This window comes from Inquilinus sp. OTU3971 (assembly GCF_038440215.1).
The window spans coordinates 1-14,069 of record NZ_JASATH010000105.1; the positions used below are offsets into that span (position 1 = coordinate 1).

Consider the following 14,069-nt stretch of genomic DNA (forward strand, 5'->3'; position numbering starts at 1 on the left):
CGGGGGGGCGGCTGGCGCGGCTCCGACCTCTCCCGCAAGCGGGAGAGGCAACGCATCGGGTTCTGTGACAACGAGCCATTGGTCAGGGCCGGACCAGATGAAGGCCAGACCGCCACGCTCGACCCGCTTCGGCGTCGTCGGCAGGTCCAGCCCGTATCGGGACCGGACGACCGAGGCCAAGTCATCGGCGCGGCCCTTGCGGGCGATCACCCTGGCCAGGGCCAGATCATCGCGCGGGCGCGCGGTGACGCCGGGCTCGCCCTCGGCGCGGCCGGACCGGGCGGGGAGGCCGATGAAGGCGGATCGGGGGGTGAGATCAGGCACGCAGGCGCTCCCCTTCCGGGTCGTGGAACACGGGCGACACCACCTCGACCGCCACCTCCTCGCCACGCACCGGGTCGCAGGCGCGCAAGGTCTCGCCGATCCGCGCCGGACCGCCGGACAGCAGGCCGAGGCCGATCCAGTGGCCGAGCCCCGGCGAGTAGGCGACCGAGGTCATGTAGCCCTGGTCGTTGGCGGCAGTGGCCGCCGCGCCGTTCGGGATGAAATGCGCCCCGGCCCGGAGCCGCCGCGACCGGTCGGCCGGCCGGAAGCCGACCAGGGCCGGCCGCGCCGGGTCCGCCAGCCCCGGCCGCCCGGCCAGGACCCGGCCGATATAGTCCTTCCTGGTCGACATCATCCGGCCGAGGCCGAGATCGGCGGCGGTGGTCTGGCCGTTCAGCTCGTTGCCGGCGGCATGGCCCTTCTCGATCCGCATCACGCCCAGCGCCTCGGTGCCGTAGGGGGTGACGCCGAGATCGGCGCCCGCCTGCGTCAGCCGCCGCACCAGCGCGTCGCCGTACCGGGCCGGCACGGCAATCTCATAGGCGAGCTCGCCGGAGAAGGAGATGCGGAACAGCCGCGCGGCGACGCCGCCGCAGACCGTCAGCTCGGCCGCGGCGAGATAGGGAAAGGCCTCGTTGCCGATGTCGAAGGGCGCATCGACGATCCGGGCCAGCAGCGCGCGCGCCTTCGGCCCGGCCACCGAGACCTGGGCCCACTGGTCGCTGACCGAGGTGAACTGGACGTCGAGCTCCGGCCACAGGCATTGGTGGCAGAACTCCATGTGCTGCATCACCTTGGCCGCGTTGGCGGTGGTGGTGGTGACCAGAAACCGGTCCTCGCCAAGCCGCGAGGTGGTGCCGTCATCCATGACAATGCCATCCTCGCGCAGCATCAGCCCGTAGCGCGCCTTGCCGACCGGCAGGGTGGTCCAGGTGTTGATGTAGAGCCGGTTCAGGAACTCGGCCGCGTCGGCGCCCTGCAGGTCGATCTTGCCGAGTGTGGAGACGTCGCAGAAGCCGACGGCGGAGCGGACCTGCCGGACCTCGCGGCTGACCGTCTCCAGCCAGTCCTTCTCGCCCGGCCGCGGGAAGTACTGGGCGCGCAGCCAGGCCCCGGCCTCGACGAACACCGCTCCCTGCTCCGCCGCCCAGTCATGCGACGGGGTCAGCCGGGTCGGTCGGAAGTCGCGGCCGCGGGCATGGCCGGCGAAGGCGCCCAGCGACACCGGCGTGTAGGGCGGGCGGAAGCGGGTGGTGCCGACCGCCTCGACGTCGCGCCTGGTGATCTCGGCCATGATGCCGATGGCGTTGACGTTCGAGGTCTTGCCCTGGTCGGTCGCCATGCCGAGGGTGGTGTAGCGCTTGAGGTGCTCGACCGCGCGGAAGCCCTCGCGCTCGGCCAGCTCGATGTCCTTGTCGGTGACGTCGTTCTGCAGGTCGACAAAGCGCTTGCCGCCGCCACCCTGGACCCGCCAGAGGGGGCTGACGCCGGTCGGCTCGGGCGCCGTCTCCGGCGGGTCGAAGCCGCCGCCGTCGAAGCCGCAATCCCTCGCCGCTTCGATCCCGGCCCGGCCGCCGCCGGCGAGGCAGCCGGCCAGGTCGAACACGCCGGCGGCGCTGCCGGCCACGGTCATGCCCATGGGCAGGTCGCCCGGGACGAAGGCGGCGAGGTCCGCGTTCCATGCCGGACGGCCGCCGAGATGCGAGGTCAGGTGGACGTTGGGGCTGAAGCCGCCGGACATCGCCAGCAGGTCGCAGGGCAGCGTCGACGATCGGCCGGCCGCGTCGCGGATCTCGACCGCGTGCAGCCCGCGCGCGCCGCCGACCGCCCGCGTCACCACCGCCCCGGCCAGGAGCCGCGTGCCGGCCTGCTGCAGCGTCGATCCCGGCCTTGCGTCGACGATCGCCTCCACCGCCACCCCCGCGGCGGCGAGGTCGGCGGCCACGGACCCGGCGGTGTCGTTGTTGGCGAAGACCACGGCGCGGCGGCCCGGCGCCACGGCGTAGCGGTTCAGATAGGTCCGGACCGCGCCGGCCAGCATCACGCCCGGCCGGTCGTTGTCGCCGAACACCAGTGGCCGTTCCAGGCTGCCCGCTGCCAGGACGCAGCGCCTGGACACGATGCGCCACAGCCGCTGGCGTGGCGCGTGCGGCTCGGGCAACGGGAGATGGTCGCCGACCCGCTCGACCGCGCCATAGGTGCCGTGGTCGAACACGCCGAACACCGTGGTCCGGCGCAGGATCCGCACTTCCGGCAGGCTCGCCAGCTCGGCCTCGGCCGAGGCCGCCCAATCGGGCGCCGCCTGGTCGCCGAGGGATCGGCGTTCGGACAGCAGGGTGCCGCCGAGGCGGGCGCCCTCGTCGCACAGGATCACCCGCGCCCCGGAGCGGCCGGCCGCCAGCGCCGCCGCGAGCCCGGCCGGGCCGGCGCCGACCACCAGCACGTCGCAGTGTATCGTCGCCTTCTCGTAATGGTCGGGGTCCGCCTCGGTCGCGGCGCGGCCGAGGCCGGCGGCGTGGCGGATCAGCGGCTCGTACACCTTCTCCCAGAACCGGGCCGGCCACATGAAGGTCTTGTAGTAGAAGCCGGCGGCGAAGATGGGCGAGAGCAGCCCGTTCACCGCCATCAGGTCGAAGCCGAGGGACGGCCAGCGGTTCTGGCTATCCGCCTGCAGCCCGTCGAACAGCTCGACCATGGTGGCCCGGCTGTTCGGCTCGCGCCGAGCGCCGCGGCGCAGTTCCACCAGCGCGCTCGGCTCCTCCGCCCCGGCCGAGAGGATGCCGCGCGGGCGATGATATTTGAACGACCGTCCGGTCAATCCGACGCCGTTGGCCAGCAGGGCCGAGGCCAGGGTGTCGCCGGAATGGCCCGCGAGCTCGCGCCCGTCGAAGCGGAAACGCAGCGTCGCCGAACGGTCGATCAGGCCACCCGTCGGGAGGCGGAAGCCGCTCATCGCTGCGCCTCCATGGCCCCTCGGGCCTGAGCGTCGACGGCGCCGAGGATGCGGTGGTCACGGGTGTCGCGTGTCACCACCAGCCAGGAGCGGCAGCCGCCGCCGTGATACCAGTATTCGGCCAGCGCCCCGGCCGGGTTGTCGCGGCGATAGGCGTAGTCGACGAAGGCGTCGATGCCGGCATCGGGCGCCGGGCGCGTCACGGTGGCGTCGCCGAGATAGCTGAACTCCTCCGCCGCGCGCTCGCCGCAATGGGGACAGGGGATCCGCATGGTCGTGTCCCTCAGTGCAGGTTCGGCTGGGCGCCGACACCCTTCTCGTCGATCAGGTGGCCGGTGGCGAAGCGGTCGAGGCGGTAGGCCGCGTTCAGCGCATGCGGTTCGTCATGGGCAATGGTGTGGGCGAAGCACCAGCCCGAGGCTGGCGTCGCCTTGAACCCGCCATAGCACCAGCCGGCGTTGAGATAGAGGCCGCGCACCGGCGTGCGGTCGATGATCGGGCTGCCGTCCATCGACATGTCCATCAGCCCGCCCCATTGCCGCAGCAGGCGCAGCCGGCCGAGCTGCGGCAGGATCGCCAGGCCGCCCTCGACCACATCCTCCACCACCGGCAGGTTGCCGCGCTGGGCGTAAGAGTTGTAGCCGTCGATGTCGCCGCCGAAGACCAGCCCGCCCTTGTCGGACTGGCTGACGTAGAAATGGCCGGCACCGAAGGTGATGACGCCGTCGACCAGCGGCTTCAGCCCCTCCGACACGAAGGCCTGCAGCACATGGCTCTCGATCGGCAGCTTCAGCCCGGCCAGGGCCGCGACGCGGGAGGAGTTGCCGGCGCAGGCCAGGCCGATCTTGCCGGCGCGGATGCGGCCGCGACTGGTCTCGACCCCCACCACCGCGCCGTCCTCGACCGCGATGCCGGTGACCTCGCAGTTCTGGATGATGTCGACGCCGCGGCTATCGGCCGCGCGGGCATAGCCCCAGGCGACGGCGTCGTGCCGCACCGTGCCGCCGCGGCGCTGCAAGAGGCCGCCCTGGATCGGGAAGCGCCCATTGTCGAAGTCGAGCAGCGGCACCAGCGCCCGCACCTGCTCACGGTCGAGCAACTCGGCATCGACGCCGTGCAGCCGCATGGCGTTGCCGCGGCGGGCATAGGCGTCGCGCTGGGCGTCGGAGTGGAACAGGTTCAAGACGCCGCGCTGGCTGACCATGGCGTTGTAGTTCAGGTCCTGCTCCAGCCCCTCCCACAGCTTCATCGACCATTCGTAGAACGGGATGTTGCCGGGCAGCAGGTAGTTGGAGCGGATGATGGTGGTGTTGCGGCCAACATTGCCGCCGCCGATCCAGCCCTTCTCCAGCACCGCGACGCGGGTGATGCCGTGCTCCTTGGCCAGGTAGTGGGCGGTGGCCAGGCCATGCCCGCCGCCACCGACGATGATCACGTCATAGTCCGGCTTCGGCGCCGCGTCGCGCCACGCCGGCGTCCAGCCCTTCTGGCCTTTGAAGGCCTGGCCCAGCACCGAGAAGATCGAATAGCGCACGCAGCCTCCGCCCCTGGATCGCCTGCAGTATCCGGCAGACCCGGATCACGATTTGCCTCAGCGCGCCACCGGCATGTCCCAATGGGACAAGCCGCTCAGCCCTCGCGCTCCTTCGCCGGCGGATGGCCGAAGCGGGTGCGGTAGCTGCGCGAGAAATGGCTGGCGCTGACGAAGCCGCAGGCCAGCGCCACCTCGGTCACCGACAGGGTGGTCTGGCGTAGATGCCGCCGCGCCGCGCGCAGCCGCAGGTCGAGGTAATGCTCGGCCAGGCTGCGGCCGAGCCGGTCGCGGAACAGCCGTTCGAGCTGGCGCAGCGACAGGCCGGCGACCGCCGCGAGCTCGGGCCGCGACAGCGGCTCCTCGATCCGCTCCTCCATCTTCGCCAGCGCCGCCAGCAGGCCGGGATGGCTGACGCCGAAGCGCCGGCGCGGATCGAGTCGCTGCGGGTCGTCGCCATGGCGCAGCTGGGTGTGCATGAACCAGTCCGCGACCTGGGCGGCCAGGGCCGCACCGTCACGCTGGCCGATCAGCGCCTGCATCAGGTCGAGCGCGGCGATGCCGCCGGAGCAGGTCAGCCGGCCGCGGTCGATCTCGAACAGATGGCCGGTCGGCTCCAACTCCGGGAAGCGCTCGGCGAAGGCAGCGTGGTGGTCCCAGTGCAGGGTGAAGCGGTGGCCGTCCAGCACCCCGGCCCGGGCCAGCAGGTAGGGACCGCCGGAGACCGCGCCCAGAGCCGTGCCGTGCCGCGCCAGGTCGCGCAGCCGGGCCAGGGTCGGCGGATGGTCGAAGCCCTCGACCCCGGTGCCGGCGCAGACCACCAGCAGGTCGGCCTCGGCCATCGCCTCCGGCGGCCGGTCCGGCGCGATGGCGATGCCGTTCGAGGCGCGCACCGGCTGCCCGTCCGGGCTGAAATGCAGCCAACGGTAGCGCTCGCGACCGCCCAGAAGGTTGGCCGCCCGCAGCGGCTCGATCGCCGCGGCATAGGGCATCAGCGGGAAGTTCGGGATCAGCAGGAAGCCGACCGTGTATGCCCCCTCCATCCGCATCCCTCCTGCCGCCCGGGCAAAAGGGACGCGATCGGCCCCTCCGGGTCAAGCCTCGGCCGGCGGTTGCATGCTTCTTGCTTGGCGAGCCGCGCCGTTTCACTCTTCGACAGCGGGACGTCCCGTGGTCCAGCCGAGGCAGGAGTGCCCGTGTCCATCGTCGCCGCCCTTCACCATGTCACCCGCTACCGCTACGACCGCCCGGTGGCGCTCGGGCCGCAGGTGGTCCGGCTGCGCCCGGCACCGCATTCCCGCACCCGGATCCCCAGCTATTCGCTGACGGTCACGCCGGCCGAGCATTTCGTGAACTGGCAGCAGGATCCGCACGGCAACTGGCTGGCGCGGCTGGTGTTCCCGGAGAAGGCGACTGAGTTCGCGATCGAGGTCGACCTGACGGCCGAGATGACCGTCATCAACCCGTTCGACTTCTTCATGGAGCCCTTCGCCGAGACCTTTCCCTTCGTCTACCCCAAGGAGCTGCGGGCCGAGCTCGCGCCCTATCTGGAGCCGGAGCCGGCGGGCCCGCGCCGTGCCGCTTTCGTGGCGGGACTGCCTCAAGAAGAGGCACGCACCATCGATTTCCTGGTCGGGCTGAACGCCCGGCTGCAGCAGGACATCCGCTACGTGGTCCGGCTGGAGCCCGGCGTGCAGGAGCCGGAGGAGACGCTGGCGCTGGCCTCCGGCTCCTGCCGCGATTCCGCCTGGCTGCTGGTGCAGATCCTGCGCCAGCTCGGCCTGGCCGCCCGCTTTGTCTCCGGCTACCTGATCCAGCTCAAGGCCGATATCGACCCGCTGGACGGGCCGAAGGGCACCGACAAGGACTTCACCGACCTGCACGCCTGGGCCGAGGTCTATATCCCCGGCGCCGGCTGGATCGGCCTCGACGCCACCTCCGGCCTGTTGTGCGGCGAGGGCCACATCCCACTGGCGGCGACCCCGCATTACCGCTCCGCCGCCCCGATCAGCGGCGTGGTGGAGCCGGCGGAGGTCGAGTTCGAGTTCGCGATGGAGGTGTCGCGCATCATCGAGCCGATCCGCATCACCATGCCGTTCTCGGACGAGGCCTGGCGCGCGCTCGACCGGCTGGGCGAGCAGGTCGATGCCGACCTCACCGCGCAGGATGTCCGCCTCACCATGGGCGGCGAGCCGACCTTCGTCTCGATCGACGATTTCGAGTCGGCGGAATGGAACATCGCCGCGGTCGGCCCGACCAAGCGCGTCTTCGCCGACGACCTGATCCGGCGGCTGCGGACCCGCTTCGGCCCGGGCGGCCTGCTGCATTACGGCCAGGGCAAGTGGTATCCGGGCGAAAGCCTGCCGCGCTGGGCCTTCGGCCTGTACTGGCGGCGCGACGGCAAGCCGGTCTGGCGCGACCCCGGCCTGATCGCGACCGAGGCCGCCCGCCCGGCCGAGGCCGGCGCTGCCGAGGCCGAGCGCCTGGCCGAGAGAGTCGCCGAACGGCTCGGCCTCGCCGGCTATGTCATGCCGGCCTATGAGGACCCGGCGCATTGGCTGCTGAAGGAAGCCGAGCTTCCGGCCAATGTCGACCTGCGGGACCCGAAGATCGCGGACCCGGAGGAGCGCGCCCGCATGATCCGGACCTTCGAGCGCGGTCTCGCCGCCCCCACCGGCTACGTCCTGCCGGTGCAGCGCTGGGCCGCGCGGCACGGCGGGCGCTGGATGAGCGAGCGCTGGGCCCTGCGCCGCGGCCGGCTGTTCCTGATCCCGGGCGACTCTCCGGTCGGGCTGCGGCTGCCGCTGAGCTCGCTGCCCTGGGTGCCGAAGGACGACTATCCCGCGGTCGTGCCGCAGGATCCGTTCGACGAGCACCCGCCGCTGCCGGATTTCCACCAGCCCCGCCCGGCGGTGGCCGGCGGCATCGCCCCGCGGCAGCCGGTCGCGCCGCAGCGGGATCCGACGGTCGAAGACGTGGTCCGCACCGCGCTAAGCTTCGAGCCGCGGGACGGCGTGCTGTGCGTGTTCATGCCGCCGGTCGAGCGGCTGGAGGATTATCTCGAGCTGCTGGCCGAGATCGAGGCCGTCGCCGGGGAGGCCGGCCGGCCGATTCAGATCGAGGGCTACCCGCCGCCGCACGACCCGCGGCTGCAGGTGATCAAGGTGACGCCGGATCCGGGCGTGATCGAGGTCAATGTCCACCCCGCCGCCAGCTGGCACGAGGCGGTCGAGATCACCGCCGGCCTGTACGAGGAGGCGCGGCAGACCCGGCTGGGCACCGACCGGTTCATGACCGACGGGCGCCACATCGGCACCGGCGGCGGCAACCATGTCGTTCTCGGCGGCGTCACCCCGGCGGATTCGCCCTTCCTGCGCCGCCCCGACCTGCTGAAGAGCCTGGTGGTGTACTGGCAGCGCCATCCGGCCCTGTCCTACCTGTTCTCCGGTCTGTTCATCGGCCCGACCAGCCAGGCGCCGCGGGTCGACGAGGCGCGGCACGATTCGCTGTATGAGCTGGAGATCGCCCTGGCCCAGGTGCCGCCGCCCGAGGCCGGCCCCCTGCCCCTATGGCTGGTCGACCGGCTGTTCCGCAACCTGCTGGTCGATGTCGGCGGCAACACCCACCGCGCCGAGATCTGCATCGACAAGCTGTATTCGCCGGACGGGCCGACCGGTCGCCTGGGCCTGGTCGAGTTCCGCTCCTTCGAGATGCCGCCCGACGCCCGCATGAGCCTGGCGCAGCAGCTGCTGCTGCGGGCGCTGATCGCCTGGTTCTGGCGCGAGCCGCAGGAGGGCGGGCTGGTGCGCTGGGGCACCGCGCTGCACGACCGCTTCATGCTGCCGCATTTCGTCTGGCAGGACATGCTCGGCGTGCTGTCCGACCTGCGGCGGGCCGGCTACGCCTTCGATCCGGACTGGTTCGAGGCCCAGCGCGAATTCCGCTTCCCGATCCTCGGCCGGGCCGAGCGCGGCGGCGTGGCGCTGGAGCTGCGCCAGGCGCTGGAACCCTGGCATGTGATGGGCGAGGAAGGTGCCGGCGGCGGCACCGCCCGCTATGTCGACAGCTCGGTCGAGCGGCTGCAGATCCGGGCCGAGGGTTTCGTCCCCGGCCGCCACATCATCGCCTGCAACGGCCGCCGCCTGCCGCTCAACGGCACCGGCACCTCGGGCGAGGCGGTGGCGGGCATCCGCTTCAAGGCCTGGCAGCCGCCCAGCGGCCTGCACCCGAACATCCCGGTCCACACTCCGCTGACCTTCGACGTGATCGATGCCTGGAACGGCCGGTCGCTGGGCGGCTTCGTCTACCACTCCGCCCATCCCGGCGGCCGGAGTTACGACACATTTCCGGTAAATTCGTATGAAGCCGAAGCGCGACGGCTCGCGCGCTTCCAGGATCACGGGCATACTCCCGGGCCGATGGCCATGCCGGCCGAAGAGCGAACGAGCGAATTTCCGTTGACCTTGGATCTCAGGACACCCGTTGGCCGGTGAAGCTTCGCTGCGCGCCGGGGAGGATGCGATGACGGCCCGGACCGCGGCCCGGCGCCTGCAGGACTGGATCGCCGGCTACACCCCCCTGCCCGGCGTGCCGGACGAGCTGATCGGCCCGGATGGGAAGCCGCGCGCCTATTGGCGGGACTTCCTCGACGTCATGGCCAGGCTGGCGCCTGACGAGGCCGAGCGCCGCTTCGCCGCCGCCGACCGGCACATCCGCGACACCGGCGTGTCCTACCGCGTCCATGGCGAGGCCAGCGAGCGATCCTGGCCGCTGAGTCGCGTGCCGCTGCTGGTCTCGGCGGCGGAATGGCGCGAGATCGAGGCCGGGGTGATCCAGCGGGCCGAGCTGCTGGAGACGGTGCTGCGCGACCTCTACGGCGACGGACGGCTGGTGGCGGAGGGGGCGCTGCCCGCCGCGGCGGTCGCCGGCAGCCCGGACTTCCTGCGCCCGCTGCACGGCGTGGCGCCCCCGGGCGGCCGCTATCTGCATCTCTACGCCGCCGATCTCGGCCGCGGCCCGGACGGGCGCTGGTGGGTGCTGAACGACCGCACCCAGGCCCCGTCCGGCGGCGGCTATGCGCTGGAGAACCGGCTGATCCTGTCCCGCGCCCTGCCGGCGCTGTACCACGAGATGAATGTCGAGCGGCTGGCCCCGTTCTTCGGCGCGCTGCGCGCCGGGCTGGCGGCGGTGGCGGACCGGTCCGATCCGCGGATCTGCCTGCTCAGCTCCGGCCGCTACAGCGAGACCTATTTCGAGCAGGCGCATCTGGCCCGCTATCTCGGCCTGATGCTGGTCGAGGGCGACGACCTGGTGCTGCATGACGGACGGATCCATGTCCGCACCATCGCCGGGCTGAAGCGCGCCGACGTGCTGTGGCGCCGGGTCGACGCCGATTTCTGCGACCCGCTGGAGCTCAACACATCCTCGCGGCTGGGCGTGCCTGGCCTCCTGGAGGCGATCCGCGGCGGCCAGGTGGTGGTCGCCAACATGCCCGGCGCCGGGCTGGCCGAGGCGCGCATCCTGCTGAGCTTCCTGCCGGCGCTGTGCCGCCGCCTGCGCGGCGAGGAACTGACGCTGCCCAATGTCGCCACCTGGTGGTGCGGCCAGCCGCAGGAGCGGGAGACCGTGCTGGCCGCGCTGCCCGAGCTGGCGGTCGCGGCCGCCTTCGGCGCCACCGTCCCCGGCTTTCCGGGGCAGCCATCGGTGCTCGGCGCCGAGGCGCCGCAGCGGGCGCGGCTGGAGGCAGCGATCCGGACCCGCCCCGTGGACTATGTCGGGCAGGAGGTGGCGCGGCTGTCGACCACGCCGGCCTGGCAGGACGGCAAGCTGGTGCCGCGGCCCTTCGTGCTGCGCGTCTTCGCCGCCGCGACGCCGGATGGCTGGAAGGTGATGCCGGGCGGGTTCTGCCGCATCTCCGACCGGCTGGACGCGCGCGCGGTGTCGATGGGCCAGGGGGTGCAGACCGCCGATGTCTGGATCCTGGCCGACCGCCCGGTCGAGCCGACCTCGCTGCTGCCGCGGCAGGACCGCGTTCCGATCCGCCGGATCGCCGGCAACCTGCCGAGCCATGCTGCCGACAGCCTGTTCTGGTTCGGCCGCTATCTCGAGCGCGCCGAGGCGACGCTGCGGCTGGTGCGGCGGCTGTGCTCGAGCCTGGTCGAGGCCGACCCCGCCATCCATGGCAGCGGCCAGACGCTGGACCGGCTGCAGAAGCTGCTGGTGGCCTGGGGCGCCGTGCCGCGGCCGAAGCCGGGCGACAGCGCCAGCGCCGTCGCCGCCGCCGCCCTGAACCAGGCCGAGAACTACGGCGCCGCGATCTCGCTGGTGCGCTCGGCCCGCCGCGCCTCCTCCGGCATCCGCGAGCGGCTGTCCGCCGATTCCTGGCCGCTGCTGGCCGAGCTGGAGGGGCGGCTGGGCGAGCCCGGCGAGACCGAGCTGCCGGAGGGCGAGACCTTCCACCGCGCCGACCGGGCCCTGCATGTGATCGCCGCCCTGTCCGGCCTGGCCCAGGAGAACATGAACCAGGTCGCCGGCTGGCGCTTCCTCGACATGGGGCGGCGGATCGAGCGCGGCATCAACACCTGCCGCTTCGCCCGCAACCTGGCCGAGCCCGACACCACCACCGACGATCTCGACGCGCTGCTCGACCTCGTGGATTCCCAGATCAGCTACCGGTCGCGCTACGTCATCGGGCCGGCCATGGCGCCGGTGCGCGACATGGTGGTGCTGGATCCCTTCAACCCGCGGGCGGTGGCCTTCCAGGTCGAACGGCTGCTGCAGCACCTGAAGGCGCTGCCGTCGCTGCGCGAGGACGGCATGCCGGAGGCGCCGCTGCGGCTGGCCACCATCATCTCCGGCATCCTGTCGGCAGCCCAGGCCGAATCCCTCGACAACAACCAGATCCTGGGGCTCGAGCAGAAGCTGATGCAGCTGTCCGAGGCGATCGGCGACCGCTATTTCCTGCAGGGCCGCAACGCGGTGCGGCCCGAGAAGCTGACGGGGCTGTATTGATCTACGACATCCGTCACCTCTCGACCTACGCCTATGAGACGCCGGTCAGCTTCGCCCGCTGCGTCCTGCGCCTCTTGCCCAGCGACCGGGCGGAGCAGCGGGTGCTGTCGCGGGCGATCGAGGTGCGGCCGGTGCCGGCCGCCTCCGCCGCACGGCGCAGCTTCTTCGGCAATGACGTCGTCACCGTCACCATCGAGGCGGCGCATCGCGAGCTGCGGGTCGACGCCCGGTCCCGGGTCGAGGTGACGCGCGACACCGGCGACCTGCTGCGCCAGGCCAGCCGGCCCTGGGAGGAGGTGCGGGAGCGCGCCTTCGCCGCCGCGACGCTGGCCCCGTCCTCCCCCGCCCATCACCTCTATCCGAGCCGGCTGGTGCCGATCCTCGGCCCGCTGTCGGCCTATGCCCATGTCAGCTTCCCGCCCGGCCGCCCGATCCTGGAGGCCGCCACCGAGCTGATGCACCGGATCAAGGCCGACTTCACCTACGACCCGAAGGCGACGGCGGTCTCGACCCCGCTGATCGAGGCCTTCGAGGCGCGCCGCGGCGTGTGCCAGGACTTCGCCCACATCATGATCGCCTGCCTGCGCGGCGTCGGCCTGCCCGCCGCCTATGTCAGCGGCTATCTGCGCACCCTGCCGCCGCCCGGCAAGCCGCGGCTGGAAGGCGCTGACGCCACCCATGCCTGGGTGTCGGCCTGGTGCGGCGAGGAGTTCGGCTGGCTCGGCTTCGACCCGACCAATGCGGTGCTGGTCGAGAACGACCACATCGTCCTGGCCAACGGCCGGGACTATGCCGATGTGTCGCCGATCGACGGGGTGATCCTCGGCGCCGGCATGCAGGCCCTGACCGTGAAGGTCGACGTCGTCCCGGTGACCTGACACCAACAAATCGTGGTCCCGCTCGGCGCAATCATGCCTTGACGCTTGCGGCCGACCGGCTTTATTAATCGATTAATATAGTGCCGGTCAGGCACAGCGAAGACGGTTGCCATGGGGAGGAGACGGATGAGCTGGTGGAGGACGAGCGGGCTCGTCGTCGGCGCCGGGCTGGGTGTCCTGGTGGCGACGGCGGCGGGTGCCGAGACGCTGACGCTCTATTGGAACGCCGGCCACGCCTACCAGGCCTATGCCGACGTGATCAAAAAATTCGAGACCGACCACCCCGGCTGGACGGTGCGCTGGGAGAAGTTCCAGTGGCCCGACATGCGGACCAAGCTGGTCGCGGATTTCTCGGCCAGGAACCCGCCCGATCTCGTCGCCGAGCCCGGCGGCTGGGTGCAGGAGTTCGGGCAGCAGGGCCTGCTTGTGCCGCTCAACGATTTCGTCGCCGCGGATGGCGAGGCGATGGGCTTCCCGGCGGACTGGCAGCCCTATGCCGTGGACCGGAACAAGCTCGGCGACCAGGTCTACGGCGTCCAGATCCACCTGACCTGCGCGACCCTGGTCTACAATGTCGACCTGCTGAAGGCGGCGGGCTTCGACGGCCCGCCCAAGACCTGGGAGGAGTTCCGGGCCGTGGCCAAGGCGACGACGTCGGGCGCGCGCTTCGGCTTCGCGCCCAATCCCAGCCTCGGCTACTACTGGTCCTGGTTCCTGCAGAACGGCGTCCGCTACTACGACCCGAAGACCAACAAGGTCACCCTCGACAGCCCGGAGGCGATCGAGGCGATCCAGTTCCTCGCCGACCTGATCCAGAAGGACAAGGCCGCCACCAAGCCCGTCGCCGGCGCGGATTACGAAGGGCCGCAGAAGCTGTTCACCGCCAACCGGGTGGCCATGATCGTCACCGGCCCGTGGGATGTGAAGCCGATCCGGTCCGGCAACCCGCGGCTGAACTGGGCGGTCGCGCCGTCGCTGACGAACAAGGTCCAGGCGACCTTCGCCGGCGGGGTCAGCCTGATGATCCCGAAGGACGCCCGGCACCCGAAGGAGGCCTGGGACCTGCTCAAGGGCCTGGTCGCGCTCGACACCGAGCTCGCCGCCACCAAGGAGGCCGGCATGACCATGCCGCGCAGATCCTGGGCCGAGAGCCCGGAGGTGCGGGCCGACCCGGTGATCGGCAGCTTCGGCCAATGCCTGTCCTACGCGCAGGATGTCAGCGCCGAGCTGCGGCTGACCGGCAAGCAGGCCCGGATCGACAAGCTGCTGCAGAGCGCGCTGGAGGACATCATCTACAACGACGTGCCGGCGGCCGAGGCCCTGCCGAAATTCACGGCGGAGGCCAACGCCATGCTGGCGGGCCAGTAGGCCG

The 14,069-nt window shown here is 71.7% G+C and carries 9 protein-coding genes; 4 read left to right on the forward strand and 5 right to left on the reverse strand.

The genetic code is table 11. The features are described from left to right. From AAHM41_RS23935 to AAHM41_RS23955, 5 genes are all read right to left on the reverse strand, one after another. On the reverse strand, window positions 1-324 hold a 324-nt coding region (locus tag AAHM41_RS23935), incomplete at its 3' end, for a hypothetical protein (protein WP_446719482.1). Further along, window positions 317-3,277, reverse strand: coding sequence for a sarcosine oxidase subunit alpha family protein (locus AAHM41_RS23940; protein WP_342239101.1), 2,961 nt, complete (start codon window positions 3,275-3,277; stop codon window positions 317-319). The genes AAHM41_RS23935 and AAHM41_RS23940, both read right to left, overlap by 8 nt. Beyond that, complete coding sequence (locus AAHM41_RS23945) at window positions 3,274-3,549, reverse strand: sarcosine oxidase subunit delta (RefSeq protein WP_342239102.1); 276 nt, start codon at window positions 3,547-3,549, stop codon at window positions 3,274-3,276. Before AAHM41_RS23945 ends, AAHM41_RS23940 begins: the two co-directional genes overlap by 4 nt. Before the next feature lie 11 nt (window positions 3,550-3,560). Beyond that, window positions 3,561-4,811, reverse strand: coding sequence for a sarcosine oxidase subunit beta family protein (locus AAHM41_RS23950; protein WP_342239103.1), 1,251 nt, complete (start codon window positions 4,809-4,811; stop codon window positions 3,561-3,563). A gap of 95 nt (window positions 4,812-4,906) precedes the next feature. Next, a complete protein-coding gene (locus AAHM41_RS23955; RefSeq protein WP_342239104.1) occupies window positions 4,907-5,851 on the reverse strand; it encodes a GlxA family transcriptional regulator in 945 nt (314 codons plus the stop codon). Window positions 5,852-6,004: 153 nt separating this feature from the next. Here AAHM41_RS23955 and AAHM41_RS23960 point away from each other — a divergent pair, with 153 nt between their 5' ends. The 4 genes from AAHM41_RS23960 (at window position 6,005) to AAHM41_RS23975 (ending at window position 14,065) form a co-directional block, all read left to right on the forward strand. Beyond that, window positions 6,005-9,301 carry a transglutaminase family protein gene (locus tag AAHM41_RS23960; protein WP_342239105.1) on the forward strand — a complete coding sequence of 1,099 codons (3,297 nt, stop codon included), beginning with the start codon at window positions 6,005-6,007 and terminating at the stop codon, window positions 9,299-9,301. A gap of 28 nt (window positions 9,302-9,329) precedes the next feature. Beyond that, window positions 9,330-11,819, forward strand: a complete 2,490-nt coding sequence (locus AAHM41_RS23965) for a circularly permuted type 2 ATP-grasp protein (RefSeq protein WP_342239106.1) — start codon at window positions 9,330-9,332, stop codon at window positions 11,817-11,819. After that, a complete protein-coding gene (locus AAHM41_RS23970) occupies window positions 11,816-12,697 on the forward strand; it encodes a transglutaminase family protein (protein ID WP_342239107.1) in 882 nt (293 codons plus the stop codon). The genes AAHM41_RS23965 and AAHM41_RS23970 overlap by 4 nt, the downstream gene beginning before the upstream one ends. Before the next feature lie 126 nt (window positions 12,698-12,823). Next, on the forward strand, window positions 12,824-14,065 hold the full coding sequence (locus tag AAHM41_RS23975) for an ABC transporter substrate-binding protein (protein WP_342239108.1): 1,242 nt from the start codon (window positions 12,824-12,826) through the stop codon (window positions 14,063-14,065). The last annotated feature ends 4 nt before the right edge of the window (window positions 14,066-14,069 follow it).

Bases quoted from the DNA above. Each gene is read 5' to 3' on its own strand.
- AAHM41_RS23940 (WP_342239101.1), bottom strand. From the start codon at position 3,277: ATGAGCGGCTTCCGCCTCCCGACGGGTGGCCTGATCGACCGTTCGGCG.
- AAHM41_RS23945 (WP_342239102.1), bottom strand. From the start codon at position 3,549: ATGCGGATCCCCTGTCCCCATTGCGGCGAGCGCGCGGCGGAGGAGTTC.
- AAHM41_RS23955 (WP_342239104.1), bottom strand. From the start codon at position 5,851: ATGGAGGGGGCATACACGGTCGGCTTCCTGCTGATCCCGAACTTCCCG.
- AAHM41_RS23965 (WP_342239106.1), top strand. From the start codon at position 9,330: ATGACGGCCCGGACCGCGGCCCGGCGCCTGCAGGACTGGATCGCCGGC.
- AAHM41_RS23975 (WP_342239108.1), top strand. From the start codon at position 12,824: ATGAGCTGGTGGAGGACGAGCGGGCTCGTCGTCGGCGCCGGGCTGGGT.